Source organism: Rhodococcus mengyinensis, assembly GCF_048381435.1.
GTDB classification, from domain to species: domain Bacteria; phylum Actinomycetota; class Actinomycetes; order Mycobacteriales; family Mycobacteriaceae; genus Rhodococcus_F; species Rhodococcus_F opacus_D.
Genome location: NZ_JBLWIT010000062.1, coordinates 31,215 through 53,713, shown reverse-complemented (window position 1 = coordinate 53,713; position 22,499 = coordinate 31,215). Strand labels below are relative to the sequence as shown.

The following is a 22,499-nucleotide window of genomic DNA, read 5'->3' as shown; positions in this document are numbered from 1 at the left end:
GGCGTTTTCAAGCGGCCGTCGCAACAACGAGTTTCCCGAGACGCTCGGCTGGACTGTCCCAGTCGAGCGTCATACGGGGACGACGATTGAGTTTATCGGCCACCACGTCGAGGTAGACCTCTTCGAACCCGTCCAACGCGATCCCCTTGGGGAAGTACTGGCGCAGCAAGCCGTTTGTGTTCTCGTTCGTCCCGCGCTGCCACGGCGAACGCGGATCACAGAAATACACCGGCACCCCCGTCTCGACAGTGAACCGGGCGTGCTGACTCATCTCCGCACCCTGATCCCAGGTGATCGACTTGGCAAGGTGCTGGGGAAGCTCGGTGATCTTGCGGGTCATCGCCGACCGCACCTGCTCGGCGGAATGCCCATCCGGCAGGTGCAACAGCATCACGAACCGGGTCGACCGCTCCACCAACGTCCCGATCGCCGACTTGTTGTTCGCCCCGATGATCAGATCGCCCTCCCAGTGCCCGGGCACCGCCCGGTCCTCGACCTCGGCGGGACGCTCGGAAATCATCACCATGTCCGGGAACTTCCCCCGCCGCTCACCGACCGTGCTTCGGTGTTTACGCAGGTAGCGGCCGGTCCGCAGATGGGCGGTCAGCTCCCGCGTCAACGCTCCCCGGGACTGGACGAACAACGCCTGATAGATCGATTCGTGTGACACCCACATCTCCGGCCGGCTCGGATACTCCCGCCTGAGCTTGTGCGAGATCTGCTGCGGTGACAAGTCCTCACCCAGCCACCCCTGCACCTGCTCCCGCAACTCGGCGTGGGCGGCGAGCTTGGCGGTCTTGGGGCGCCGGGCGCGGGCCTCGGCGTCCCGTTGGGCCCGTGAGGCCAGATACTTCCCGCGAGAGGACAACGCCCGCCGCAGTTCCCGGCTGATCGTGGACGGGCTGCGGCCCAGTGCGTGGGCGATCGCCCGGATCGTCCACCCGTCCCGGCGGAATTCGTCGATCTGCTCCCGCTCGGACAGCGACAGATACCGCCCCGACGGGGGAACAGGTCGGCGGGGACGCACTCCACCGACCTGCACCAGCCACCGCCGCATCTGGGTCAGCGAGACCTGCACCTCACACGCCGCGCTGACCGTGTCCTGCCCCGCCCGCAAACACTCCCAGAACTGCTCCCGCACTCGCCGCTCGATCGGCGGCCGCCCCTTGAACACCATCCACAACACCCTTCCTTACCAGGGATGTTGCGTCGACCGACTGAATACGCCGTAGCCAGAACAACCACAAAGGCGCACGGGTGCGAAGCGCCTAGGCCAGGCCCGACAGCGGCGGCGGGGTGTTCTCGTCGCGCCAGGCGATGGCCTCCTTCAGCGTGCCGAGGTCGTAGTCGGGTCCGCCCACACCGACGGTGAACAGGGTGACGCCGGCGTCGACGTGGGCTGCCGCGTCGTCGACACCCGGCCACGACGTGGAGTGCTGGATGCTGTCGGGGCTGCGTCCGGCATCCCGTGCGTACCCGGCGAGGATCCCCGACTTACGTTTGTACGTATCCATGTCGCTGAAGCTGTGCCAGATGTCGCCGTACTGCCCGACCAGCGGCAGTGTCTTCTTCTCGCCGCCACCGCCGATGAGGATCGGAATGTGCCGGGTGGGTGCGGGTTCCAGCTTGCCGAACCGGGCGGTGATCCGCGGAAGGTACTCGGCGAGCAGGTTCAGCCGCGACCCCGCGGTACCGAATTCGTAGCCGTACTCGTCGTAGTCGCGCTCGAACCAACCCGAGCCGATGCCCAGGATCAGCCGTCCACCGCTGATGTGGTCGACGGTGCGGGCCATGTCGGCGAGCAGATCCGGGTTCCGGTAGCCGGCACACGTGACGAGTGCGCCGATCTCCACCCGCTCCGTCTGCTCGGCGAACGCCCCGAGCATCGTCCAGCACTCGAAGTGGGCGCCGGCCGGGTCGCCGTACAGCGGATAGAAATGATCCCAGTTGAAGACGATGTCGACGCCGGCGTCCTCGGCGCGCAGTACCGCGTCGCGGATCAGCCCGTAGTCGGGCGCGTGCTGCGGCTGAAGTTGGACACCGATGCGAACTGGACGAGTCATTCGTGGCTCCTCGGAGTAGACGTTGGGCCTTCTCGATCCATAGTGCTCGCGCGACGGTCGGGCGCACAACGAACCCGCCGAGCGGGCGATTTGAGCGGGCGAATGTACCGTCCGGCGCCCCAGATACGCCAAGCGGTACATTCACCCGGTTGTCGGCGCACCTTCCGCCCATCGTCTCCGAAATGGACGAGGACGCATCACCGCCCGACCACACGGCGGACGTGGAAGACTGGGTGTGTGAAGGTCACGCAGAGGCCTGACCCGCCCACCGGCATCCGGCGGGCGTTCTTCCGCGCGCCGATCTACCTCTACCGCGTCCACCTCGGTTTTCTCCTCGGGGGCCGATTCCTGCTCCTCGAACACGTCGGGCGCAAGACCGGCGCCCGGCGGCAGGTCGTGCTCGAGGTGGTCAACCACGACGCCGTCGGCGACAGCTACGTGCTGGCCGCCGGGTTCGGTCCCAAATCCGATTGGTACCGGAACCTGCGGGCGCAGCCGAACGCGAGGATCCAGCTGGGCCGCCGGCGACTGTCCGTCACAGCCGAATTCCTCGACCCCGAGACCGGTGCGGACTTCATGGCGCACTACGGGTCGGAGCATCCGAAACTCGGAATGCGGATCGCCCGAGGCATGGGCTTCGACGTCGACGGCAGCGCGGCCGACTTCCGGGCGGCCGGCCGTGAGATCCGTTTCGTCCGGCTGCGCCCCCGCGCCTGAGGCACCTCAGTTCAGCCGCACCCCGCCCGCGAGGAGCATGGTCCGCAGGACGAAAGCCGCCTCGGGGCCGATGATCTCCCCGACCAGGGTGAGGTAGCGGTCCACGTACTCCGGTCCGTGCGGTGCGACCGTCGGATACTCGGGGTCGGACGGATCCAGGTGATGGGCCACCTCGTGGAGCACCACCAGTTCGCGGAACGCCCAGGCATTTCCGTTCCGATGCTCGGGGACCGCGATTGTGGCGCAATCGCTTTCGTAGTGGGCGGCCTTGTTGCCCGACCGCGCGCGGACGTGAACCGGGGTGGCCGCCCGCGTCCACGTCGACCGCACCCAGTTCAGGGCGAGCACCCGGTCTACGTAGTCCTGCACAGAGTCGATCGACGCGAATTTGCGTTCCACCGGCAGCGTCACCTGCGACCCCATCACGTCCACGACGCGCAGCCCGCGCTCGTCGGCGCGGTCGAACATGGTGCGCACGAGGGCTTCCGCGTCGTACACGGCGGTCCGCTGAGTGTCGCGGGGTCGCTTCACGACGGGATCTGCTTGCGGGCGGTCGACAGTTCGGGTGAGTTGCTCAGGCGGGCGGTGCGGGCGGCGCGGTCGCCTGCCCGGCGGGCGCTCGACGAATGTCCTGCGGACGCCCGCCCTCCGCGCCACGTGCCGCGGGCCTGCGAGTTCTCCGAGTAGTAGTCCTTCAGCTCGAGCTGTTTGTCGCGCAGGACCAGCGCCGTCTCCGCCGACGACTCCGGCACGGACACCGCCTGCTCCTCGGCCTCCTTCTTGGCGTCGGCGAGGCGCTGCCCGATCCGCGCGGCGTAGGCGAGCTGGAAGTTCAACCGGGCGGTGACACCGGCGACGGGGCGCCGCACCCGTGTCGCGACGCGGCGGCGTCCGCGCTTCTCGACCTGCGTCCGCACCGTCGTCTCGCCGCGGTACTCCCCCGACTTGATGTAGGCGTCGGACGCCCGGACCATCTGGATCAGCAGGCTCGCGTACAGGGCTTCGCAGACGTCGATGTCGCCGGCGAACCCGTACGCGTAGATGACGGCCGACGTCTGGGCGATGTCGCACTGGACGTCGTTGGCGGCGGCGATCACCAGGAACAGTTGCGCGTACGTGCGCAGCCCCTTCTTCCCCGGTTCACCGATGGTGATCAGGCGCTGCGTGGGAGTGGCCCGCTTCTCGCGGCCTGCCGCGTGTGCGCGCGCCACCGCGAGGTCGATCGAGGAGGCGGTGGCGAGCCGCTGGGCGGCGGCCATGAAGGCCTCGCCCTCGTGCGGGTTGTCGGTGGATTCCGCCTGCCGGAGGAGCCCACCGATGCGGGTCAGCATCTTGTCGGAACTCACCCAGGCAGGCTAGCCCCCGTGCGCCTTTCTGGTCGTCGGCGCTACCAAAAAGGCGCACGGGCGGCGGAGCCGCCTACAGCCGCTCGAGGTCGTCGAGGATCAGGTTTGCGCCGGTGAGGCCGATGCCGGTTATCCACACCCGGTAGTCGGTCTGGCGGACACCGTCGCGTCGTGACGGCCCCATCTGCCCGATGAGTACGGGGTCGATCCCCAGTTCTCCCGGTGCGGACGTGTTGGCGACGAACGCGATGTCGGAGTCGATCTGGGCGACGTTCTCGAGCGAGATCTCGGACATGTCGTTCTTCGCGTCCCACGGCTGCCCGGTGATGGTGTAGCCGGCCGCGGTCAGCACGGAACCGGAGAACGTGCCGGGCCCGTGCAGGCGCAGACCGTCGTCCATCACGCGGATGACGTGCGCGGTGCGTCCCCGGTTGGTTTCGGTCAAAGCCGCGGCGCGAGCGTGGAACGCCGACAGCTTCTGCTCGGCTGCTTCCGTCTCACCCATGGCCTCGGCGAACAGCCGCAGCGTCCCCTGCCAGTCGACCGCAGGCGACACCGAGAAGACGGTGGGCGCGATCGCGGACAGCGCGTCGTACAGGTCGCCGTGCCGCTGCTTGCTGCTGAGGATGAGGTCGGGCTGCAGCGCGGCGATCGCCTCGAGGTTCGGTTCGGCGATCGACCCGACGACGGTGGTGCTGTCCAGTCCGCCGCCCAGGTAGGCGGGCAGCGCGTCGGCGGAACCGGCCTGAGCAGCCCCGACCGGTGTCTTCCCGAGCGTGACGACGGTGTCGATAGGCAGGCTGTCGAGGGCGACGATGCGACTGGGCCGGTTGCTCACCGTCGTCGTGCCCATGGCGTGGGTGACGGTGCGCTGGGCGCCGCTGTCACTGCCGGTTGCCGCGTCGGGTCGCGCGCAGGCGGCGGTGAGGGCGGCCAGTGCGGCTGCTCCCAGCCCGGCCCCGAATTCGCGTCGCGTCAGGGCGTCGACGATCTCCTGCCATTGGACGTCGGTGACATTCGGAGAGCACGTGGCTGAACGCATCCTGGACCTCGATCTCGAAGGGGGTAGAAGATAGGCGAACCTAACCTTATACAGTCTGCTGCGTGAGCGTGCAGACGACGATGTCGCCCGAGGGGTGGAGGCCACCGGCCTGCGCGGCGCTCTCCCGGTCACTCCAGGAGCCGTTGTGCGGCACCGCGCCCCGGGTGCGCGGCTGGCTGCTGATCGAGCAACCCGGACCGTGGGGCCGCGACCGGCTCCGGCAGAGCCGCCTCGACCCGGTCCTGGGCGACGCGCTCGCCGCCCGGTGCGCCGACGCGGGAGTGCGTCCGGTGCTGATCCGCACCCGGCAGCGCCGCGACGTCGCCGCCGGACGTCACGTCTACCTCGTGCGTCCCGGACGAGCCGACGGCTGGGCGGAGCGTCTGCTGGTGCGTGAGGACCGGGAGCTGCTCGACCTCGATCTCGACCTGCCACCCGGAGTGGGGGAACGCCTCGACCCCACCGAGTCACTGTTCCTCGTCTGCACCCACGGCAAGAAGGACGCCTGCTGCGCGTCGTTCGGACGCCCCGTCGTCACCGGCCTCGGCCACCGCGACGGACGGGTCTGGGAGTCGACGCACGTCGGCGGCGACCGGTTCGCCGCGACCGTGGTGTGCCTGCCGTCGGGCATCTACTACGGCCGGGTCACCGCGGAGTCCGCGGAACACATTGTCGCCGAACACGATCGCGGACGCGTGGTGCTCGAGCACTATCGCGGCCGGTGCACCGTCGACCCGGTGATGCAGTTCGCCGAGCACACCGTGCGGGCCGAGCGGTCGCTGCTCGGACTCGACGACGTGATCCCGCTGTCGGCGGTCCCACGCCCGGACGGCGACACCGACGTCCTGGTCCGGCATCCGGACGGCACCGACCTGGTCCGGGTTCGCACGACCCGCGCCGAACCCCGCCTGACCGCCTGCAGCGCGGGTGTCGTGGACAGCCCGGACCGGTTCGAGGCGGCTCCGCCGCCCGTGCGCCGTTCTGGTAGCTAGGGCAACCAAAAAGGCGCACGGGTGCGAAGCGCCCCTTGCGGCAGGAGGTCTCGTTGCGGTTGTGCCGGCGACTCGTGGTGTTCACGCGGAATTCACCGCGCCGATTCATCGGCTCATTCATCCCCAGCTGTGGAGAAACCTGTAGATGAATGCCACCAACATGATTCGGACCGAGGCTAATTCGGCCGAATCGTCATCGGTGGCTTCGCGACGAGGCCTGACGGCGGTTGCGCGAGCCGATCATCCACCGACCCGTAGGTGAGTGAGAAAGTGCGTCAACAGGTACATTCTCACGCACCTGTGCGCGGCGCCGGGTAGAAGGGACTTCGACGTTCATGGCCACAGTGACCTATGACGGTGCCACCTGCCTGTTCCCCGGCTCGGACAAACCGGCCGTCGATACGCTCGACCTGAAGATCGAGGACGGTGAGTTCCTGGTCCTCGTCGGCCCGTCCGGCTGCGGCAAGTCGACGTCGCTGCGGATGCTGGCCGGGCTCGAGGACGTCCACAGCGGACGGATCCTCATCGGTGACCGCGACGTCACCACCCAGGAACCCAAGGAACGCGACATCGCGATGGTGTTCCAGAACTATGCGCTGTACCCGCACATGTCGGTGGCCGAGAACATGGGTTTCGCGCTCAAGCTCGCCGGTGCCGCGAAGGACGACATCCGCACGCGTGTGGAGGAGACGGCGAAACTCCTCGACCTCGAGCCGTACCTGGACCGCAAGCCGAAAGCTCTGTCCGGCGGTCAGCGGCAGCGTGTCGCGATGGGACGTGCCATCGTCCGGCAGCCGCAGGTGTTCCTGATGGACGAGCCGCTGTCCAACCTCGACGCGAAGCTCCGCGTGCAGACGCGCACCCAGATCGCGCAGCTGCAGCGCCGGCTCGAGACGACGATGGTGTACGTGACGCACGACCAGGTCGAGGCCATGACGATGGGCGACCGGGTGGCGGTGCTGAAGGACGGGGTTTTGCAGCAGTGCGCGTCGCCCCGCGACCTCTACAACCGGCCCGCCAACGTGTTCGTCGCCGGCTTCATGGGGTCGCCGTCGATGAACCTCTTCACGCTGCCGATCACCCCCGACGGGGTCGTGCTCGGCGACGCGACCATTCCGCTGCCCCGGCAGCTGCGCGCGGATACCGACGAACGTGAGGTCGTCGTCGGGATCCGCCCCGAACACCTGGAACTGTCGACCACCGGAATCCCGATGGAGGTCGCGGTGGTGGAGGAACTCGGATCCGACGCCTACATCTACGGCCGCAGCACCGTCAACGGGGTGACGCAGCAGTTGGTGGCCCGCGCCGACTGGCGGAACCCGCCCCGCAAGGGTGACCTGGTGAAACTGCACGTCGACCCGTCCCAGGTGCACCTGTTCTCGGCGTCCGAGGGCTACCGGCTGAGCTGAACCGGCGGTGACCGGAACGGCTCGTGACCGATTCAGGTCGGGGGTAATGCGGCACTTCGACGGTGTTCCATGCCACAGTATGTTCCGACACCGCGCCGGTGCCGCGAGTTCTGTCGTGCCGGTAACGGGTTCATCCACATCTACCTACGGGGAGACTCCATGGTTCAGATTTCGAGAGCGGTCCGGCGCGCCGCGGTGTTTGCCACCGCTGCCTCGCTGGTCACGCTCACCGCTTGCTCGAGCGACAGCGGCAGCGACTCCACGTCGGAGAACCTCGACGGTCGCGGACCCATCACGTACGTCGAGGGCAAGGACACCACCGAGACCGGTGTCGTCCGCCAGATCATCGACGCGTGGAACGCCGAGCACCCGGACGAGCAGGTGACGTTCAAGGAGCAGTCGAATGACGCCGATCAGGCGCACGACGACCTGGTCCAGCACCTGCAGGCCAAGCAGTCCGACTACGACGTCGTCGCGCTCGACGTCCCCTGGACCGCGGAGTTCGCGGCCAAGGGCTGGCTGCAGCCGCTGACCGGCGAGTTCGCGGTGGACAACACCGGAATTCTCCCCGCCACGGTCGACAGCGCCACCTACAACGGCACCCAATACGCCGCGCCGAAGAACACCAACGGCGGCCTGCTGTACTACCGCAGCGACCTGCTGCCCGCCGCACCGAAGACGTGGGCCGAGCTGGCCGCCGCGTGTGAGGTCGCGAAGACCAACAACATCGACTGCTACGCCGGTCAGTTCGCACCGTACGAGGGCCTGACGGTGAACACCGCCGAGGTCATCAACGCGTACGGCGGCTCGTTCGTCGGCGAGGACGGCAAGACGCCGACCGTCGACAGCCCCGAGGCCCGCGCCGGCCTGCAGGTGCTGGTCGACAACTTCAAGAACGGTGACATCCCGGCCCAGGACACCACGTTCAAGGAGCCCGAGAGTCAGAAGGCGTTCGAGGACGGCAAGGCGTTGTTCCTGCGCAACTGGCCGTACGTGTACGGCACCGCCGACAAGGATTCGTCCGCGGTCAAGGGCAAGTTCGCGGTCGCCCCGCTGCCCGGCAAGGACGGCATCGGCGCCTCGACCCTCGGTGGCTACAACGCGGCCATCAGCGCGTACTCCGAGAACAAGGCCACGGCCCGCGACTTCCTCACCTTCCTGCAGGGTGAGCAGGCGCAGCGGATCATCGCCATGGGCTCGCTGCCGCCGGTCCGCGCCGCACTGTACGACGACCCGGAGATCATCGCGGCCTACCCGTTCATGCCGACGCTGAAGGTGTCGATCGAGAACGCCGTCCCCCGTCCGGTCACGCCGTTCTACCCCGCCGTGTCGAAGGCCGTGCAGGACAACGCCTACGCTGCCATCAAGGGTGAGAAGTCGGTGGATCAGGCGATCACGGACATGCAGTCCGGCATCCAGTCCGCAGGCTCGTAGAGCACAGGAGTGAACATGGCCGTTCCGACTGGGACCACCAGTGGAGCGCCGGCCCGTCCCGCGGCCGGGGATAACGACCCCGGCCGCGGTTCGCGTGAGAAGAGCGAGAACAGGCGACGCTTTGGGCTGAGCAGTCGCCGCGCGTGGCTGTTCGTCGTGCCGACGCTGGCCGTGCTGGCCGTCGTCATCGGCTACCCGGTGATCCGGGCAGTGGTGATGTCGTTCCAGAAGGACGCGGGACTCGATCCGTCGACCGGCATGTTCGTCGAGGGCGGCTGGGCCGGATTCACCAACTACACGCACTGGATTCTGCAGCAGTGCACCTCCCCGAGCGGCGTGGCCGTGGCGTGCCCGCCCGGCACGCTCGGCTCGCAGTTCTGGTCGGCCGTCGGGAACACCGCGTTCTTCACGGTCGTCACGGTGGGCCTCGAGGTCGCGATCGGCCTGTGGATGGCGATCATCATGGGCAAGACGTTCAAGGGCCGCGCCCTGCTGCGTGCGGCGGTCCTGATCCCGTGGGCCATCCCGACCGCGGTCACCGCCAAGCTCTGGTACTTCATCTTCGCCTACGACGGCATCGCCAACCGACTCCTCGGCACCGAGATCCTGTGGACGTCGGACGCCTGGCCCGCGCGATTCGCGGTGATCATCTCGGACGTCTGGAAGACCACCCCCTTCATGGCCCTGCTGATCCTCGCCGGCCTGCAGATGATCCCGCAGGACGTGTACGAGGCGGCGCGGGTCGACGGCGCCTCCGCGTGGCAGCGGTTCCGGCAGATCACGCTCCCGCTGGTGAAGCCGGCGCTGATGGTCGCGATCCTGTTCCGCACGATGGACGCCCTGCGCATGTACGACCTCCCCGCCATCCTGACCGGCGGCAACCCTGCCACCACGACGGTGTCGATCCTCGTGGTCGACCAGGTGCGGCAAGGGTTCAACAGCGCGTCCGCGCTCTCCACCATCACGTTCCTCCTGATCTTCGCGGTGGCGTTCGTCCTCGTGAAGTTCCTCGGTGCCAACGCCGTCGAGACTCAGGAAGCCCAGCGAAAGGGGCCGAAGTCGTGACCCATCGCGCCCCGGAGCTCGAACTCCCGACCAGAACGGTCCGCCGCAACCGCCCGAAGCGGTTCGCTTTCAAGAACTCCCGCATCTACATCGGTGTCGCGATCATCCTCGTCTGGGGGCTCGCCCCGTTCTACTGGATGATGGTGACGGCGTTCCGCGACCCCGACTACACGTTCGACACCACACCCTGGCCCACGCACGTCACGCTCGAGAACTTCCAGAACGCGCTGTCGACGAGCAGCGGCAACAACTTCACCCGGGCCGTCGTCAACAGCATGATCATCGGCGGTATCACCACCGTCGTCGCCCTCGCCGTCGGCATCTTCACCGCCTACGCGCTGGCCCGCATCGAGTTCCGGTTCAAGTACGTGGTGGTCGGGATCGTGCTCGGCGCGTCGATGTTCCCCGTCGTCGCCCTCGTCACTCCGCTGTTCCAGCTGTTCACGAACATCGGCTGGATCGGCACCTACCAGGCGATGATCATCCCGAACATCTCGTTCGTCCTGCCGCTCACCATCTACACGCTGACGTCGTTCTTCAAGGAACTCCCCTGGGAGCTCGAGGAGGCGGCCCGGATCGACGGCGCCAGCCGCGGTCAGGCGTTCCGTCTGGTGATGTTGCCGCTCGCCGCGCCCGCCCTGTTCACCACCGCCATCCTCGCGTTCATCGCGACCGTCAACGAATACCTGCTCGCCAGCCAGCTCTCCAGCGATGCCACCGAACCGGTCACGGTCGCGATCGCCCGGTTCTCCGGCAACGACCCGCACGTCGTGCCGTACGCGGCGATCATGGCGGCGGGCACGATCGTCACCATTCCGCTGGTGATCATGGTGCTGCTGTTCCAGCGTCGCATCGTGTCGGGTTTGACGGCCGGCGGCGTGAAGAGTTAACGGTCGAGCGGAGCGAGGGGAAAGGTGTCGGCCGTGCATCCGGTGGCGAAGCGGCAGCGGCTCGAGGTTCTGATCGGCGTCCTCGGGTTCTTCACGGTGATGGCGTTCATCGCCGCGGTCGTCGAGGTCGTCCGCGGCGACCCCGGCGTCACCCCCGCGCTGGTGTTGCTCGGATGCCTGGTGCTGTCGGGGCTGGCGGTCGTCGCCCGGAATCGGATGCGCTGAAACAGTACGGTCGGTATGGACATTTGCTGAGCGTTAGCGCGGCGCGCGTCACACTCGAGGCCATTCACATAACATACGTACGGGTGGGTGCGATGATCCTCCGTGACCGGATAACTGACCGGGAGTGTGGAAGTGAGTTCTGGCAACGACGCGACGGGCAACCATGCCTCCGATGCGGGGGGCACACCGCCCGCGGACGACGGTGCGGCTGACACGACCACTCCATCACCGGACGGGCAGAAGAAGCGCAACCGGTGGCGCGCGGTCCGCCGGGTGAGCCTGGTCGTGATCGCGTTGCTGCTGGTCATCCCGCTCGTCGGGTTCCTGGTCAGTTACGTCCGCGCCGAGGTCCCGCGCCCGTCGGACATGAAGACCAATCAGGTGGCCACCGTCTTCGCCGCCGACGGCACCACCGAGCTGACCAAGGTGATCCCGCCGGAGGGCAACCGCACCGAGATCGCGCTCGACGCCATTCCTCAGCACGTCCGCGACGCCGTCCTGTCGGCGGAGGACCGCAACTTCTACTCCAACCCCGGCTTCTCCGTCACCGGGTTCATGCGTGCCGCCCGCGACAACGTCCTCGGCAAGGAAAGCGCGGGCGGCGGGTCGACGATCACGCAGCAGTACGTGAAGAACGTGCTGGTCGGCGCGGACCGCAACGTGTACCGCAAGATGCGCGAACTCGTGATCTCCACCAAGATGGCCCGCGAGTGGTCCAAGGACGAGATCCTCGCCGCCTACCTGAACACCATCTACTTCGGCCGCGGCGCGTACGGCATCGAGGCGGCCTCGCGCGCCTACTTCGACAAGCCGGTCGGCGACCTGTCGGTGGCCGAGGGCGCGGTGCTCGCCTCCGTGATTCAGAGCCCGTCCTACCTCGACCCCGAGGCCAACCTCGACCAGCTGCAGGCCCGCTGGAGCTACGTCCTCGACGGCATGGTCGCGATGGGTGTGCTCGCTCAGCAGGACCGCAGCGCGACCGAATTCCCGGTCACTGCGCCGTCCAACCGGCCCACCGACGCCAACTCCGCGCCGGGGCCCGACGGCCTGATCCGCAACCAGGTGCTGCGCGAATTGTCGGACGCGGGGATTTCCGAGCAGACCCTCAACACCGAGGGTCTGCAGATCACCACCACGATCGATCCGAGGGCGCAGCAGTCCGCGATCGAGGCCGTCCACGACAACCTCGAAGGGGAGGACCCGGGGCTGCGGACCGCAGTCGTGTCGATCGATCCCCGCACCGGCGGGGTGCGCGCGTACTACGGCGGCGAGGACGGCGCCGGCTTCGACTACGCCCAGGCGCCGTTGCAGACCGGGTCGTCGTTCAAGGTGTTCGGCCTGGCCGCGGCGCTGGAGCAGGGCATCCCCCTGTCCGCCCGCTTCAGCAGTGCTCCGCTGACGGTCGGCAGCGTGCAGATCGGCAACGTCGAGGGCGAGTCCTGCGGCACGTGCACCATCGCCGAGGCGACGAAGCGGTCGCTGAACACGAGCTTCTACCGGTTGATGATGTCGCTGGACAATGGTCCGCAAGCCATCGCCGACGCCGCCCACAAGTCGGGGATCCCGGAGTTCATCCCCGGGGTGCAGGGCAAGACGCTCAGCGAGAACGGCGGCGAACCCGAGGGCGGCATCGTCCTCGGCCAGTACCTGTCGCGGCCGATCGACATGGCGTCCGCGTACGCGACTCTCGCGGCGTCGGGCATCTACCACCAGCCGTACTTCGTGCAGCGGGTCGTGACCGCCGACGGCGTCGTGCTCCTGGACCGTGCGCCGAGCCCGGGTGAGCGCCGGCTCGATGCCGCGGTGGCCGACAACATCAGCCAAGCTCTGATGCCGATCGCCTCCTACTCGCGTGGCCACGCCCTGGCGGGGGGACGCCCGTCCGCGGCGAAGACCGGCACGGCGCAGCTCGGGGACACCGGCGAGAACAAGGACGCCTGGATGGTCGGTTACACGCCGTCGCTGGCGACGGCGGTGTGGATCGGCAAGGCCGACGCCACCGCTATCAACAACAGCTGGGGCGGCCTGATCTACGGTTCGGGTCTGCCGTCCGACATCTGGAAAGACACGATGGACGGCGCCCTCGAAGACACCGATTGGGAAGACTTCCCGTGGCCCGACCCGATCGGCGGCCAGGCCGGTGTGCCCACATGGTCCGGTCAAACCAGCGGCGACGGAACGGGAACCGGCACCAGCGGGGTTGTCCCGCCGCCCGGTGCCCCCACCCCGGCGCCCGTCGAGGTTCCGCCACCGGCCGTCCCGGTCCCGCCCGTCCCGCCGGTGCCCGCACCCGTCCCGGCGCCGACCCAGATCGAAATCCTCCCGGGCGTCATCATCCCGCTACCGGGTTAGCCGAGGTTCTGAATCCCGCCGCGCGGCGGAGTCCTGTTCGGCAGCACCACAACCCGCAGCGCGGCGCGGAGGCTTTCCTTCGTCTTCGCCCAGGCGCTCGCCTCGTCCTCGCACATGTCGGCCTCTTCGGGCTCCTCGTCGCGGGCGAGTTCCGCGTTGTGACGCCACTCGAACTCCTGCTCGGTGCAGAGCCGGAGGAACTCGAGGATGGTGTCGCGGTCGCGTCCGCAGATCTCCGCCACGTCGTCCGGGTCGAGCCCGCTCTCCGAGTCGAGGTGGATCAGGGTCACGAGGGCGGCGGGGAACTCGTCCTCGCATTCGTGGTCGGCGTACGAGGACGTGGCGCCGGGCGTGGAATTGAGTTTGCCACCGAGCTTTTCGGCGAACGCGTCGTCGACGGTGTCCACGAAATGCTCGAACATCCGGAACACCGACACCAGATGATCCGCGACGAACGGTGATCCGTCGACGCGCATGACGGCGACCACGTTGTCGACGATGAGCAGGAACTTGATGTCGGGCCACTGGCGATTGAGGTCGGCGAGCGCCTCCGCGGTGCGCGTGCGATCGCTGATCGTGTGGACCACGCGGGCGAACACCTCGACGCGGGCGTCCTCCTCGATCACCCGCACATACGTGGGGAGGTCGCCGACCCACACGAGGATGTCGCCGTCCGCGTCCTTGCCCGGTGCCTGATCGAGCATCGATTCGACCGCGGCATCGACACGGTCGCGCAACCCGGCGCCGTCACGCAGCTGGGCCGGGACGTCAGCAGAGCCGAACTCCGGAGTCTCGTCCCGGCCACCGGTGATCGCCTTCAGGAACGAGGGATGCAGAAGGTCCCAGATCTCCCGGAACACGGTGACCGTCATCGACGCCAGCAGGTGGGCGTCCTCCCGGTCGGCGTCGAGGTAGTACGACGCGGAACCGTTGCCCTCGTCGACGTGCTCGCACAGGTCGGGGCGGTTCCAGCCGAGCTCGATCAGCCGATCGTGCTCCTCCTCGGTGAGCGCCCGCGCCGGGTGCAGGAAGCGGTTGGACGGCACCTCGCACCGCACCTTGTCGCCGGCCCACGCGAAGAACCGCACGCACGCGGCGGTCTCGACGAGGCCGTCGTCGACGCTGTCGTACTGCGACTGCAGCACCAGTTCGTCGTCGTCCTCCATAGCGTGCACGTACCCGGTCAGACGGTCCTGGAGCTCGGTCCAAGCGTCGTCGATCTCTCGATCGAAAGTGTTGTCGGACATCACGCCTCCCTCGATGAATCCTGGGTGTCACCGTAGAGGGAGGGTCTGACAAGAAATCGAACACAAAGGCGAATGCACCTTTCATCGCCGTGAAGACGACGAAAGGTGCATTCGCCCGATATTGCTGCGTGGTGAACTACGCGTCGATGATGAACGCCTCGAGCTCGGTGCGAGCCTTGTCGTCCGCCATCTGGACCGGCGGGGACTTCATCAGGTACGCGGACGCCGGGTAGACGGGTCCACCGATGCCGCGGTCCTTGGCGATCTTGGCTGCGCGGACGGCGTCGATGATGATGCCGGCCGAGTTCGGGGAGTCCCAGACCTCGAGCTTGTACTCCAGGTTCAGCGGAACGTCACCGAAGGCGCGACCCTCGAGGCGGACGTACGCCCACTTGCGGTCGTCGAGCCAGCCGACGTGATCCGACGGGCCGATGTGCACGTTGCCCGGACCGAGGTCGCGCGTCAGGTTCGACGTCACGGCCTGCGTCTTGGAGATCTTCTTCGACTCCAGGCGGTCACGCTCGAGCATGTTCTTGAAGTCCATGTTGCCGCCGACGTTCAGCTGCATCGTGCGGTCGAGCTGCACGCCACGGTCTTCGAAGAGCTTCGCCATCACGCGGTGGGTGATGGTGGCGCCGACCTGCGACTTGATGTCGTCACCGACGATGGGGACGCCGGCGTCCTTGAACTTCGCAGCCCACTCGGGGTCGGAAGCGATGAACACGGGCAGGGCGTTGACGAACGCGACATTCGCGTCGATGGCGCACTGGGCGTAGAACTTGTCGGCGTCCTCGGAACCCACGGGCAGGTACGAGACCAGCACGTCGACCTTGGCGTCCTTGAGAGCCTTGACGACGTCGACGGGCTCGGCCTCGGAGATCTCGATGGTCTCGGCGTAGTACTTGCCGATGCCGTCGAGGGTGGGGCCGCGCAACACCGGAACGTCGGCCGGCGGGACGTCGGCGATCTTGATGGTGTTGTTCTCGCTGGCGAAGATGGCCTCGGACAGGTCGAATCCGACCTTCTTGGCGTCGACGTCGAACGCGGCGACGAACTGGACGTCGCGCACGTGGTACTTGCCGAACTTGACGTGCATGAGGCCGGGAACGGTCGCCGTCTCGTCGGCGTCCTTGTAGTACTGCACGCCCTGAACCAAGGACGAGGCACAGTTCCCCACGCCCACAATGGCCACGCGCACCGCGGTGCTGTTCTCACCCATGGTCGGGTTCTCCTTTTTTCTTAGGTGTTGCTGTCGATTGCTCGGCGGCGATCAGCTCGTTGAGCCAGCGCACTTCACGCTCACTGGATTCGAGACCGAGCTGGTGGAGCTGCTTGGTGTAGCGATCCAGCGTGCCGCTCGCTTTTCCGATCGCGTCGCGAAGCGCCTCGCGGCGCTCCTCGACCTGGCGTCGTCTGCCTTCGAGAATCCGCATCCGCGCCTCTGCGGGAGTGCGGCTGAAGAAGGCGAGATGAACGCCGAATCCGTCATCGGTGTAGTTCTGCGGACCCGTGTCGGCGACCAGTTCCTTGAACCGCTCCTTGCCGATCGGCGTGAGCTGGTAGACGCGGCGGGCGCGACGCTTGACGGTCCCCGGAGGGCCTGCGTCCTCGGCGATCAAACCGTCTGCCTGCATGCGTCGGAGCGTCGGGTAGAGGGAACCGTACGAAAAGGCGCGAAATGCACCCAGCAGTCCCGTCAACCGTTTGCGCAGCTCGTATCCGTGCATGGGTGACTCGTGGAGCAGCCCGAGAATTGCCAATTCGAGCACGTCCACCCCCTGAGTCGCCCGACCTAACCGCGTGATGCGATTCAAAACTATATCGCACCGATATATAGGAGGATACGCGCGCTCGATACATGGGACAAGCCGTCACAGGTTGTTAACACAGGTCCGGGTGTCCGGCCGGGTCGCCGAATGTCACACCGGTGCCGTCTGACTGAACGAATGTCACATCGGGCGACGGGGAAGCCCGGTGGCCGGCGGCCGGGTGGCCACCGCCGGGCACGACCCCGGACGCTCAGTCCTCGTAGGGGTAGATGTCGAACGGTTCGCCGTCGAATCCGACGACCATGTGTCCGGTGTGGCCGGCGGCGTTCTTCACGTGGATGGAGATGGTCGGCGGTCCGTCGTCGGACCCGGGTTCGTACCGGAAGGAGACGATCTCCACCGCGCCGTCGGGGACGCGCAGGGTTTCGGGTGCCCCGGCGAGCAGGCGGGCGATCGCGACCTGGTCGACGGTGCCGAGGTCGAAGGACTTCTCGTCGTCGGATCGGGTGGAGGAGCTGCCCCAGTCGTCGAATTCGCCGTCGTAGAGGTAGGAGTCGGATTGCCGGGCGTTGCCGGCGGACGGCCGGTCGAAGACGGCGTGGGCCGGGTAGAGGCCGAGTTCGTCGGCGACGGTGTCGCGGTATTCGGCGCGGTACTCGTCGAGGAAGAAGTGCAGCCCGGCGCCGGTGGTGAGGTTCGGTACCGATTTCGACGGGCCGAGGTCGCTGTTCGTGACGGCTCCGGCGATGCCGCCCACGGCAGCTGCGGCGACGACGAGGACCGCGGCATACACCCACCGCCGCGACGATCGGCGGCGTCGCGGCGACACGACGGGGCTGGCCGCGAGCCGGCTGGGGATCTGGAGGTCCCCGATGAGGCGGTCCAGTTCGTCGAACGTCTTCGCCCGCATCGCCGTGGAGGTGCGGGAGGCGTGTTCCTCCGCGGGCAGTTGCCCGTCGGCGAGCGCGGCGTCGAGCATCCCGCAGGCGTCGGCGCGGTCGGAGTCGCGGGCGCGGATTCCCGCGAGTGTGGTCCTGGGCATCTGCGTCCTATCGGCCGAAGGGGTAGACGCTCAAAGGCTCACCGGACGGGGCGAGTTCCATGTGTCCGCTCTCGCTGAATTCGTTGGTCACGTAGATCGACACGCTGGGGCCGTCCTCGTCGGCTTCGAACGAGATGTGGCTGACTTCTCCGTCGGGGACGTTGAGGCTCACCGGGGCACCCACGACCGTTCCGCCGATCCGATCGAGGTTCAGCGTCGACAGGTCGAACACGGGTGTGTCGACCTTCCGGGTGGTCGGGGTACCCGACGGCGTGAACCCGCCGCGGTAGTCGTAGCGGACCATCCGGTTCGGTTCGAGGGGAAGCGCGCGTTCGAGGCTGGCGTGGCCGCCCTCGTAGAGGGTGAGGTCGTCGACGATCAGGTCGCCGAACTTGGCGCGGTACCGGTCGAGGAACACCTTCATGCCCTCGGGGGTGACGGGATTCGGCGTCGCGACGACCAGCGGTTCGACGGAATCGAAATCGACCTGCTGCGCGACGGGGGTCACGGTGGCCTGCGCGTCGTCGCTGTCGACGAGCGTGAAGGCGCCGACGGCCGCCACGACTGCGGCGACGGCGACGGCGGCCGGGAACCAGTGCTTGGCGGTGTCGCGTGGGGGACGTGCGTCCGGTGGTGCGTCGGCGGGCCTTTGCAGGTCACTGACCAGGACCTCGAGGTCGGCGAGGGTGCGCGCCTCCGCGGCGAGTTCGGACATCGCGCGGTGTTCCGCCTCGTTGATCTGGCCGTCGCCGAACGCGGCGTCGAGCAGTGCGGACGTGTTGGCTCGATCGACGTCGCGTGCCCGCGTGTTCGGTGGGTATCGGCTGGCCACGGGTGGATCTTAGAACTAGTTCGCGGGGTTCACCTGCCATACGTCTCCGCCGAGCGTCGCCCGCAGGTAGCCCCCGCCGGTCTGTTGCTTGTCGTAGACGTACACGTTGATCGTCGGTCCCTTGCCGCCGTCGGCGAGGAGAACGTGCCCGATGGTGCCGTCCGGGACTCCGACCAGCCGGGGTGCGTCGGCGATGAGCGCGACGAGGGCCGGCACGTTTACCTGCGCGAGGTCGACCTCGCCGGTTCCGGGGAGGCGCTGCGTGCGGATGCCCGACGTCTTGAACCCGCCGCGGAAGTCGTACCGGTCGACCTTGTCGGGCGCGTCCGGGGCTGTCCGCGACAGGATCGCGTACTCGTCGTACAACCCCAGTTCGTGGACGGTGAGGTCGCCGAACTTCTGCCGGTACTGCTCGGAGAGGGCGTGGATCCCGTCCTGGGTGAGGGGCTGCGCCTGGCCCACGATGATCGGTTCCACCGCGGGCACCTCGACCTCCGGCTGGGCGAGTGGCTTGTCGACCTGCACCGGGACCGGTGGCGTGGCGGGGTCCGGGCCGTCCTGCTCGGTGAGCGCGAGACCGACCGCGCCGACCGTGATCACCGCACCGCACGCGAGCGCGATCCGCAATGCCCGGTGGGGCGATCCCGGTGTCCGGACAGGTGCCTGTGCGGTGATCGACGACGGCAGCTGCAGGTCGCTGATCAGCAGGTTCAGTTCGGTGAGGGTCTTCGCCGACATGGCCTGGGCGGTGCGGTCGTGGTACTCGCCGGCGCCGAGCTGCCCGTCGGCGTAGGCGGCGTCGAGCTGGCTGCATGCGTTGACCCGATCGAGGTCACGTGCGCGAGTCTGCGAGGACGGTCCTGAGGCCACACCGGCATCGTAGTGCGGCAACCGTGTTTGACCAGCGTCACTCGACCGACCCCTTCTCTCCGGACGCGACGCACGTACTCTGGTCTCCGTGCGGATACAGCGGCAGGTGGTGGACTATGCGCTTCAGCGCCGGTCACTCCTGGCCGAGGTCTACTCGGGCAGGACAGGTGTCACGGAAGTGTGTGACGCCAGCCCCTACCTGCTTCGTGCCGCAAAGTTCCACGGCAAGGGCAGTGATGTGGTGTGCCCGATCTGCCGTAAGGAGCAGTTGACTCTGGTCTCCTGGGTCTTCGGTGACAAGTTGGGCCCGGTGTCGGGTTCGGCTCGTACGGCCGAGGAGCTGGTGCGTCTCGCGTCCACTCAGGAGGAGTTCTCGGTTCACGTGGTCGAGGTGTGCCGGACATGCAGCTGGAACCATTTGGTCCAGTCCTATGTTCTCGGTACCGTGCCCGAACCGAAACGGCCCAGGCGTTCGTCGCCACGGCCGCGGCCTCCGAGCCGTCGAACCGCGAGCGAGTAGACACGCCCGAACACGGACGCGGGCAGAAGAGTGCCCACAGACGTAACGCAGGACTGAAGCCGGTCCACAACCACTGGAGATTTGTACGTGAGTTCCCCCCGCAGCAACGCCCCGGGTGATCGACCGAACGGACCGAGACGACCGAGTGGCCCCCCGCCACAGGGACGCCCCGGAGGTCCACCACCCCGCGGCGGACAGCCTGCGGGTGGGCCCCCGCCGGGCCGATCGGGCGGCCCGCCGCCGCGTCGGATGCCGCCTCCGCCCCCGCAGGGTGGTGGCCGTCCCCCCGGCCCGCCGCCTCGTCGTCCCGGTCCGCCGCCGCAGGGTGGTGGGCGTCCGCCGGGTCCCCCGCCGCGTCGTCCGGGCCCGCCGCCCGGACGCCCCGCAGGCGCGCCCCCGGTGGCGCGTAACCAGTCGGGCCCCGGTGGGCGCCCGCCGGGACCTCCGCCGTCGAACGGTCGCAAGACCGGCGGCGGCCGCGGTGGCGAACCGCCCAAGGGTGGAAAGAAGACGGCTGTGAAGAAGTCGCGGTGGAAGATCGTGCGCCGGACGGCGTACGCGTGCGTCGCGATGGGTCTGATCATTCCGATCCTGCTGTTCATGGCGGCGTACGTCGTCCAGGACGTCCCGCGGCCCGGCGACCTCAAGACCAACCAGGTGGCGACGATCTACGCATCCGACGGAACGTCGGTGCTCAGCAAGGTCGTGCCGCCGGAGGGCAACCGCACCGAGGTGACGCTCGACCAGATCCCGAAGCACACTCGTGACGCGGTGCTCGCTGCCGAGGACCGGGACTTCTACTCGAACCCCGGCTTCTCGATCGGTGGGTTCGCGCGTGCCGCCCGCGACAACGTCCTGGGCAAGGACAGCGCTGGCGGTGGCTCGACCATCACGCAGCAGTACGTCAAGAAGACGATGGTCGGTTCCGAGCGTTCGCTGACGCGAAAGATGAAGGAACTCGTCATCTCGTCGAAGATGGCCCGCGAGTGGTCCAAGGACGACATCCTCGCCGCGTACCTGAACACCATCTACTTCGGGCGTGGTGCGTACGGCATCGCGGCCGCGTCGAAGGCGTATTTCAACAAGCCCGTCGACCAGTTGACGGTCGAGGAGAGCGCGGTGCTGGCGTCCTCGATCCAGCTGCCGTCGCTGCTCGATCCGGAGAACAACCCGGAGGGTGCGCAGGCGCGCTGGAACTACGTGCTCGACGGCATGGTGTCGGCGGGAACTCTGGAGCAGTCGGCCCGGTCGGTGATGCAGTACCCGCCGTACGTGCCGATCGCGCAGGTCGACAACGGCAACCAGGACTCCGGGCCGGAGGGCCTGATCAAGAACCAGGTTCTGCGGGAGCTGGGTGAGGCGGGGATCAGCGAGCAGCTGCTCAACACCGAGGGCCTCGAGATCACCACGACGATCGACCCCGTCGCCCAGGCGGCGGCGGTGGATTCGGCGCGCTCCAACATGGAGGGTGAGCCGGAGAACCTGCGTACCGGTGTCGTGTCGGTCGATCCGAAGACCGGCGCGGTGCGCGCGTACTACGGCGGCGAGGACGGCGGCGGCTACGACTTCGCGAACGCGGGACTGCAGACCGGTTCGTCGTTCAAGGTGTTCGGTCTCGCCGCGGCCCTGGATCAGGGCATCCCGCTGTCGCAGATGTACGACAGCTCGGAGCTCACGGTCAACGGCATCACCATCAGCAACGTCGAAGGCGAGGGCTGCGGCACCTGCACCATCGCCGAGGCGCTGAAGCGTTCGCTGAACACCAGCTTCTACCGTCAGGAACTCGAACTCGACGGTGGACCGCAGGCGATCGCCGAGATGGCCCACAAGGCGGGCATCCCGAAGGAGATCCCCGGCGTCGGGCCGTCGCTGACCGAGCCCGACGGCAGCGGTCCGAACAACGGCATCGTGCTCGGCCAGTACCAGTCGCGGGTCCTCGACATGGCGTCGTCGTACGCCACGTTGGCCGCCTCGGGTACGTACCACGCGCCGCACTTCGTGCAGAAGGTCGTCAGCGCCGACGGAACGGTCCTGCTCGACCGCGGCGGTGACACCGGTGAGGACCGCATCGACAAGGACGTCGCCGACAACGTGACCTCGGCGATGGAACCCATCGCCGGGTACTCGCGCGGCCACAACCTGGCGGGCGGACGCCCGTCGGCGGCAAAGACGGGTACCGCGCAGCTCGGTGACACCGGCAAGAACAAGGACGCCTGGATGGTCGGGTACACCCCGTCGCTGTCCACGGCGGTCTGGGTGGGCACCACGGACGGTCAGGCGCTGGAGAACAGCAGCGGCGCCATGATCTACGGTTCCGGTCTGCCCTCCGACATCTGGAAGGACACGATGGACGGCGCCCTCGAGGGCACGGACGTCGAGAAGTTCCCGAAGCCGGGTGCGATCGGTGGCCAGTCGGGTATCCCCGCCTATTCGGCACCGGCACCGACCAAGACGTCGGCGCCGCCGACGAGCACGTTCCAGCTGCCGACGGAGCTCGTGCCGCCGGTGGTCGTGACGCCGTCGCCGGTCGAGATCCTTCCCGGGATCACCATTCCGATTCCGGGTCTGGCACCGAGGCCGACCACCGCGGCCCCGGCGGTTCCGGAGGAACCGGAGACGACGACGCCGCCGAACGCCGGTAACGGCAACGGCCAACAGCAGGTTCCGGCCCGTTAACGGCGACC

General features: G+C 67.9%; 21 protein-coding genes. 10 read left to right on the top strand and 11 right to left on the bottom strand.

Features of this window, described 5'->3' with window-relative positions; genetic code table 11:
• Positions 1 to 7: 7 nt before the first annotated feature.
• Together ACNJ7E_RS12965 and ACNJ7E_RS12960 are read right to left on the bottom strand one after the other, a co-directional pair.
• Entirely contained in the window at positions 8 to 1,177 is a 1,170-nt protein-coding gene (locus ACNJ7E_RS12965; protein WP_418339463.1) for an IS30 family transposase, read from the bottom strand.
• Between the two features lie 91 nt (positions 1,178 to 1,268).
• Positions 1,269 to 2,063 (bottom strand): LLM class F420-dependent oxidoreductase, encoded by a 795-nt coding sequence (locus ACNJ7E_RS12960; protein ID WP_005264455.1) that lies wholly within the window; start codon positions 2,061 to 2,063, stop codon positions 1,269 to 1,271.
• A gap of 237 nt (positions 2,064 to 2,300) precedes the next feature.
• Between ACNJ7E_RS12960 and ACNJ7E_RS12955 the strand changes: the two genes are divergently transcribed.
• Positions 2,301 to 2,780: a nitroreductase family deazaflavin-dependent oxidoreductase gene (locus tag ACNJ7E_RS12955; protein WP_280779337.1), complete on the top strand. Its 480-nt coding sequence runs from the start codon at positions 2,301 to 2,303 to the stop codon at positions 2,778 to 2,780.
• A 6-nt stretch (positions 2,781 to 2,786) separates the two neighbouring features.
• Here ACNJ7E_RS12955 and ACNJ7E_RS12950 read toward each other — a convergent pair whose 3' ends face one another.
• The 3 genes from ACNJ7E_RS12950 to ACNJ7E_RS12940 form a co-directional block, all read right to left on the bottom strand.
• Complete coding sequence (locus tag ACNJ7E_RS12950) at positions 2,787 to 3,311, bottom strand: TIGR04338 family metallohydrolase (protein WP_041811575.1); 525 nt, start codon at positions 3,309 to 3,311, stop codon at positions 2,787 to 2,789.
• On the bottom strand, positions 3,308 to 4,126 hold the full coding sequence (locus tag ACNJ7E_RS12945) for a DUF2786 domain-containing protein (RefSeq protein WP_378472685.1): 819 nt from the start codon (positions 4,124 to 4,126) through the stop codon (positions 3,308 to 3,310). The genes ACNJ7E_RS12950 and ACNJ7E_RS12945 overlap by 4 nt, the downstream gene beginning before the upstream one ends.
• Before the next feature lie 73 nt (positions 4,127 to 4,199).
• Positions 4,200 to 5,168, bottom strand: coding sequence for an ABC transporter substrate-binding protein (locus ACNJ7E_RS12940; protein WP_280779342.1), 969 nt, complete (start codon positions 5,166 to 5,168; stop codon positions 4,200 to 4,202).
• 62 nt (positions 5,169 to 5,230) lie between these two features.
• Between ACNJ7E_RS12940 and ACNJ7E_RS12935 the strand changes: the two genes are divergently transcribed.
• From ACNJ7E_RS12935 to ACNJ7E_RS12905, 7 genes are all read left to right on the top strand, one after another.
• On the top strand, positions 5,231 to 6,160 hold the full coding sequence (locus tag ACNJ7E_RS12935) for a ferredoxin family protein (RefSeq protein WP_418340061.1): 930 nt from the start codon (positions 5,231 to 5,233) through the stop codon (positions 6,158 to 6,160).
• 335 nt (positions 6,161 to 6,495) lie between these two features.
• Positions 6,496 to 7,569, top strand: a complete 1,074-nt coding sequence (locus ACNJ7E_RS12930; protein ID WP_280779344.1) for an ABC transporter ATP-binding protein — start codon at positions 6,496 to 6,498, stop codon at positions 7,567 to 7,569.
• Between the two features lie 159 nt (positions 7,570 to 7,728).
• On the top strand, positions 7,729 to 9,003 hold the full coding sequence (locus tag ACNJ7E_RS12925; protein WP_005264448.1) for an ABC transporter substrate-binding protein: 1,275 nt from the start codon (positions 7,729 to 7,731) through the stop codon (positions 9,001 to 9,003).
• 15 nt (positions 9,004 to 9,018) lie between these two features.
• Positions 9,019 to 10,068: a carbohydrate ABC transporter permease gene (locus ACNJ7E_RS12920; protein ID WP_005570354.1), complete on the top strand. Its 1,050-nt coding sequence runs from the start codon at positions 9,019 to 9,021 to the stop codon at positions 10,066 to 10,068.
• The gene (locus tag ACNJ7E_RS12915; protein ID WP_418340060.1) at positions 10,065 to 10,958 is read left to right on the top strand and encodes a carbohydrate ABC transporter permease; all 894 of its coding nucleotides are present in this window, start codon (positions 10,065 to 10,067) and stop codon (positions 10,956 to 10,958) included. The genes ACNJ7E_RS12920 and ACNJ7E_RS12915 overlap by 4 nt, the downstream gene beginning before the upstream one ends.
• Positions 10,959 to 10,991: 33 nt before the next feature.
• Entirely contained in the window at positions 10,992 to 11,183 is a 192-nt protein-coding gene (locus ACNJ7E_RS12910; protein ID WP_280779346.1) for a hypothetical protein, read from the top strand.
• Between the two features lie 126 nt (positions 11,184 to 11,309).
• On the top strand, positions 11,310 to 13,535 hold the full coding sequence (locus ACNJ7E_RS12905; RefSeq protein ID WP_418340059.1) for a transglycosylase domain-containing protein: 2,226 nt from the start codon (positions 11,310 to 11,312) through the stop codon (positions 13,533 to 13,535).
• Here ACNJ7E_RS12905 and ACNJ7E_RS12900 read toward each other — a convergent pair.
• The 6 genes from ACNJ7E_RS12900 to ACNJ7E_RS12875 all read right to left on the bottom strand — a co-directional run bounded on the left by ACNJ7E_RS12900 (position 13,532) and on the right by ACNJ7E_RS12875 (position 19,295).
• A complete protein-coding gene (locus ACNJ7E_RS12900) occupies positions 13,532 to 14,782 on the bottom strand; it encodes a T3SS (YopN, CesT) and YbjN peptide-binding chaperone 1 (RefSeq protein ID WP_418340058.1) in 1,251 nt (416 codons plus the stop codon). The two genes, ACNJ7E_RS12905 and ACNJ7E_RS12900, sit on opposite strands and share 4 nt — an antisense overlap.
• A gap of 136 nt (positions 14,783 to 14,918) precedes the next feature.
• Positions 14,919 to 16,001 carry an inositol-3-phosphate synthase gene (locus ACNJ7E_RS12895; protein ID WP_141470615.1) on the bottom strand — a complete coding sequence of 361 codons (1,083 nt, stop codon included), beginning with the start codon at positions 15,999 to 16,001 and terminating at the stop codon, positions 14,919 to 14,921.
• Positions 15,994 to 16,551 (bottom strand): PadR family transcriptional regulator, encoded by a 558-nt coding sequence (locus ACNJ7E_RS12890; RefSeq protein ID WP_005264441.1) that lies wholly within the window; start codon positions 16,549 to 16,551, stop codon positions 15,994 to 15,996. Before ACNJ7E_RS12890 ends, ACNJ7E_RS12895 begins: the two co-directional genes overlap by 8 nt.
• Before the next feature lie 250 nt (positions 16,552 to 16,801).
• Positions 16,802 to 17,593 (bottom strand): DUF1707 SHOCT-like domain-containing protein, encoded by a 792-nt coding sequence (locus tag ACNJ7E_RS12885; RefSeq protein WP_418340057.1) that lies wholly within the window; start codon positions 17,591 to 17,593, stop codon positions 16,802 to 16,804.
• 7 nt (positions 17,594 to 17,600) lie between these two features.
• Complete coding sequence (locus tag ACNJ7E_RS12880) at positions 17,601 to 18,425, bottom strand: DUF1707 SHOCT-like domain-containing protein (RefSeq protein ID WP_418340056.1); 825 nt, start codon at positions 18,423 to 18,425, stop codon at positions 17,601 to 17,603.
• Positions 18,426 to 18,440: 15 nt separating this feature from the next.
• Positions 18,441 to 19,295: a DUF1707 SHOCT-like domain-containing protein gene (locus tag ACNJ7E_RS12875; protein WP_418340055.1), complete on the bottom strand. Its 855-nt coding sequence runs from the start codon at positions 19,293 to 19,295 to the stop codon at positions 18,441 to 18,443.
• Positions 19,296 to 19,383: 88 nt separating this feature from the next.
• Here ACNJ7E_RS12875 and ACNJ7E_RS12870 point away from each other — a divergent pair, with 88 nt between their 5' ends.
• Positions 19,384 to 19,815, top strand: a complete 432-nt coding sequence (locus ACNJ7E_RS12870; RefSeq protein ID WP_029539769.1) for a DUF5318 domain-containing protein — start codon at positions 19,384 to 19,386, stop codon at positions 19,813 to 19,815.
• A gap of 399 nt (positions 19,816 to 20,214) precedes the next feature.
• Positions 20,215 to 22,491, top strand: a complete 2,277-nt coding sequence (locus ACNJ7E_RS12865) for a transglycosylase domain-containing protein (RefSeq protein WP_317571465.1) — start codon at positions 20,215 to 20,217, stop codon at positions 22,489 to 22,491.
• Positions 22,492 to 22,499: the final 8 nt, after the last annotated feature.

What these genes read in the sequence shown, in the direction of transcription:
- ACNJ7E_RS12895 (WP_141470615.1), bottom strand. Translation starts at nt 16,001, where the DNA reads ATGGGTGAGAACAGCACCGCGGTGCGCGTGGCCATTGTGGGCGTGGGG.
- ACNJ7E_RS12930 (WP_280779344.1), top strand. Translation starts at nt 6,496, where the DNA reads ATGGCCACAGTGACCTATGACGGTGCCACCTGCCTGTTCCCCGGCTCG.
- ACNJ7E_RS12960 (WP_005264455.1), bottom strand. Translation starts at nt 2,063, where the DNA reads ATGACTCGTCCAGTTCGCATCGGTGTCCAACTTCAGCCGCAGCACGCG.
- ACNJ7E_RS12885 (WP_418340057.1), bottom strand. Translation starts at nt 17,593, where the DNA reads ATGCCCAGGACCACACTCGCGGGAATCCGCGCCCGCGACTCCGACCGC.
- ACNJ7E_RS12925 (WP_005264448.1), top strand. Translation starts at nt 7,729, where the DNA reads ATGGTTCAGATTTCGAGAGCGGTCCGGCGCGCCGCGGTGTTTGCCACC.
- ACNJ7E_RS12900 (WP_418340058.1), bottom strand. Translation starts at nt 14,782, where the DNA reads ATGTCCGACAACACTTTCGATCGAGAGATCGACGACGCTTGGACCGAG.
- ACNJ7E_RS12920 (WP_005570354.1), top strand. Translation starts at nt 9,019, where the DNA reads ATGGCCGTTCCGACTGGGACCACCAGTGGAGCGCCGGCCCGTCCCGCG.
- ACNJ7E_RS12940 (WP_280779342.1), bottom strand. Translation starts at nt 5,168, where the DNA reads ATGCGTTCAGCCACGTGCTCTCCGAATGTCACCGACGTCCAATGGCAG.
- ACNJ7E_RS12965 (WP_418339463.1), bottom strand. Translation starts at nt 1,177, where the DNA reads ATGGTGTTCAAGGGGCGGCCGCCGATCGAGCGGCGAGTGCGGGAGCAG.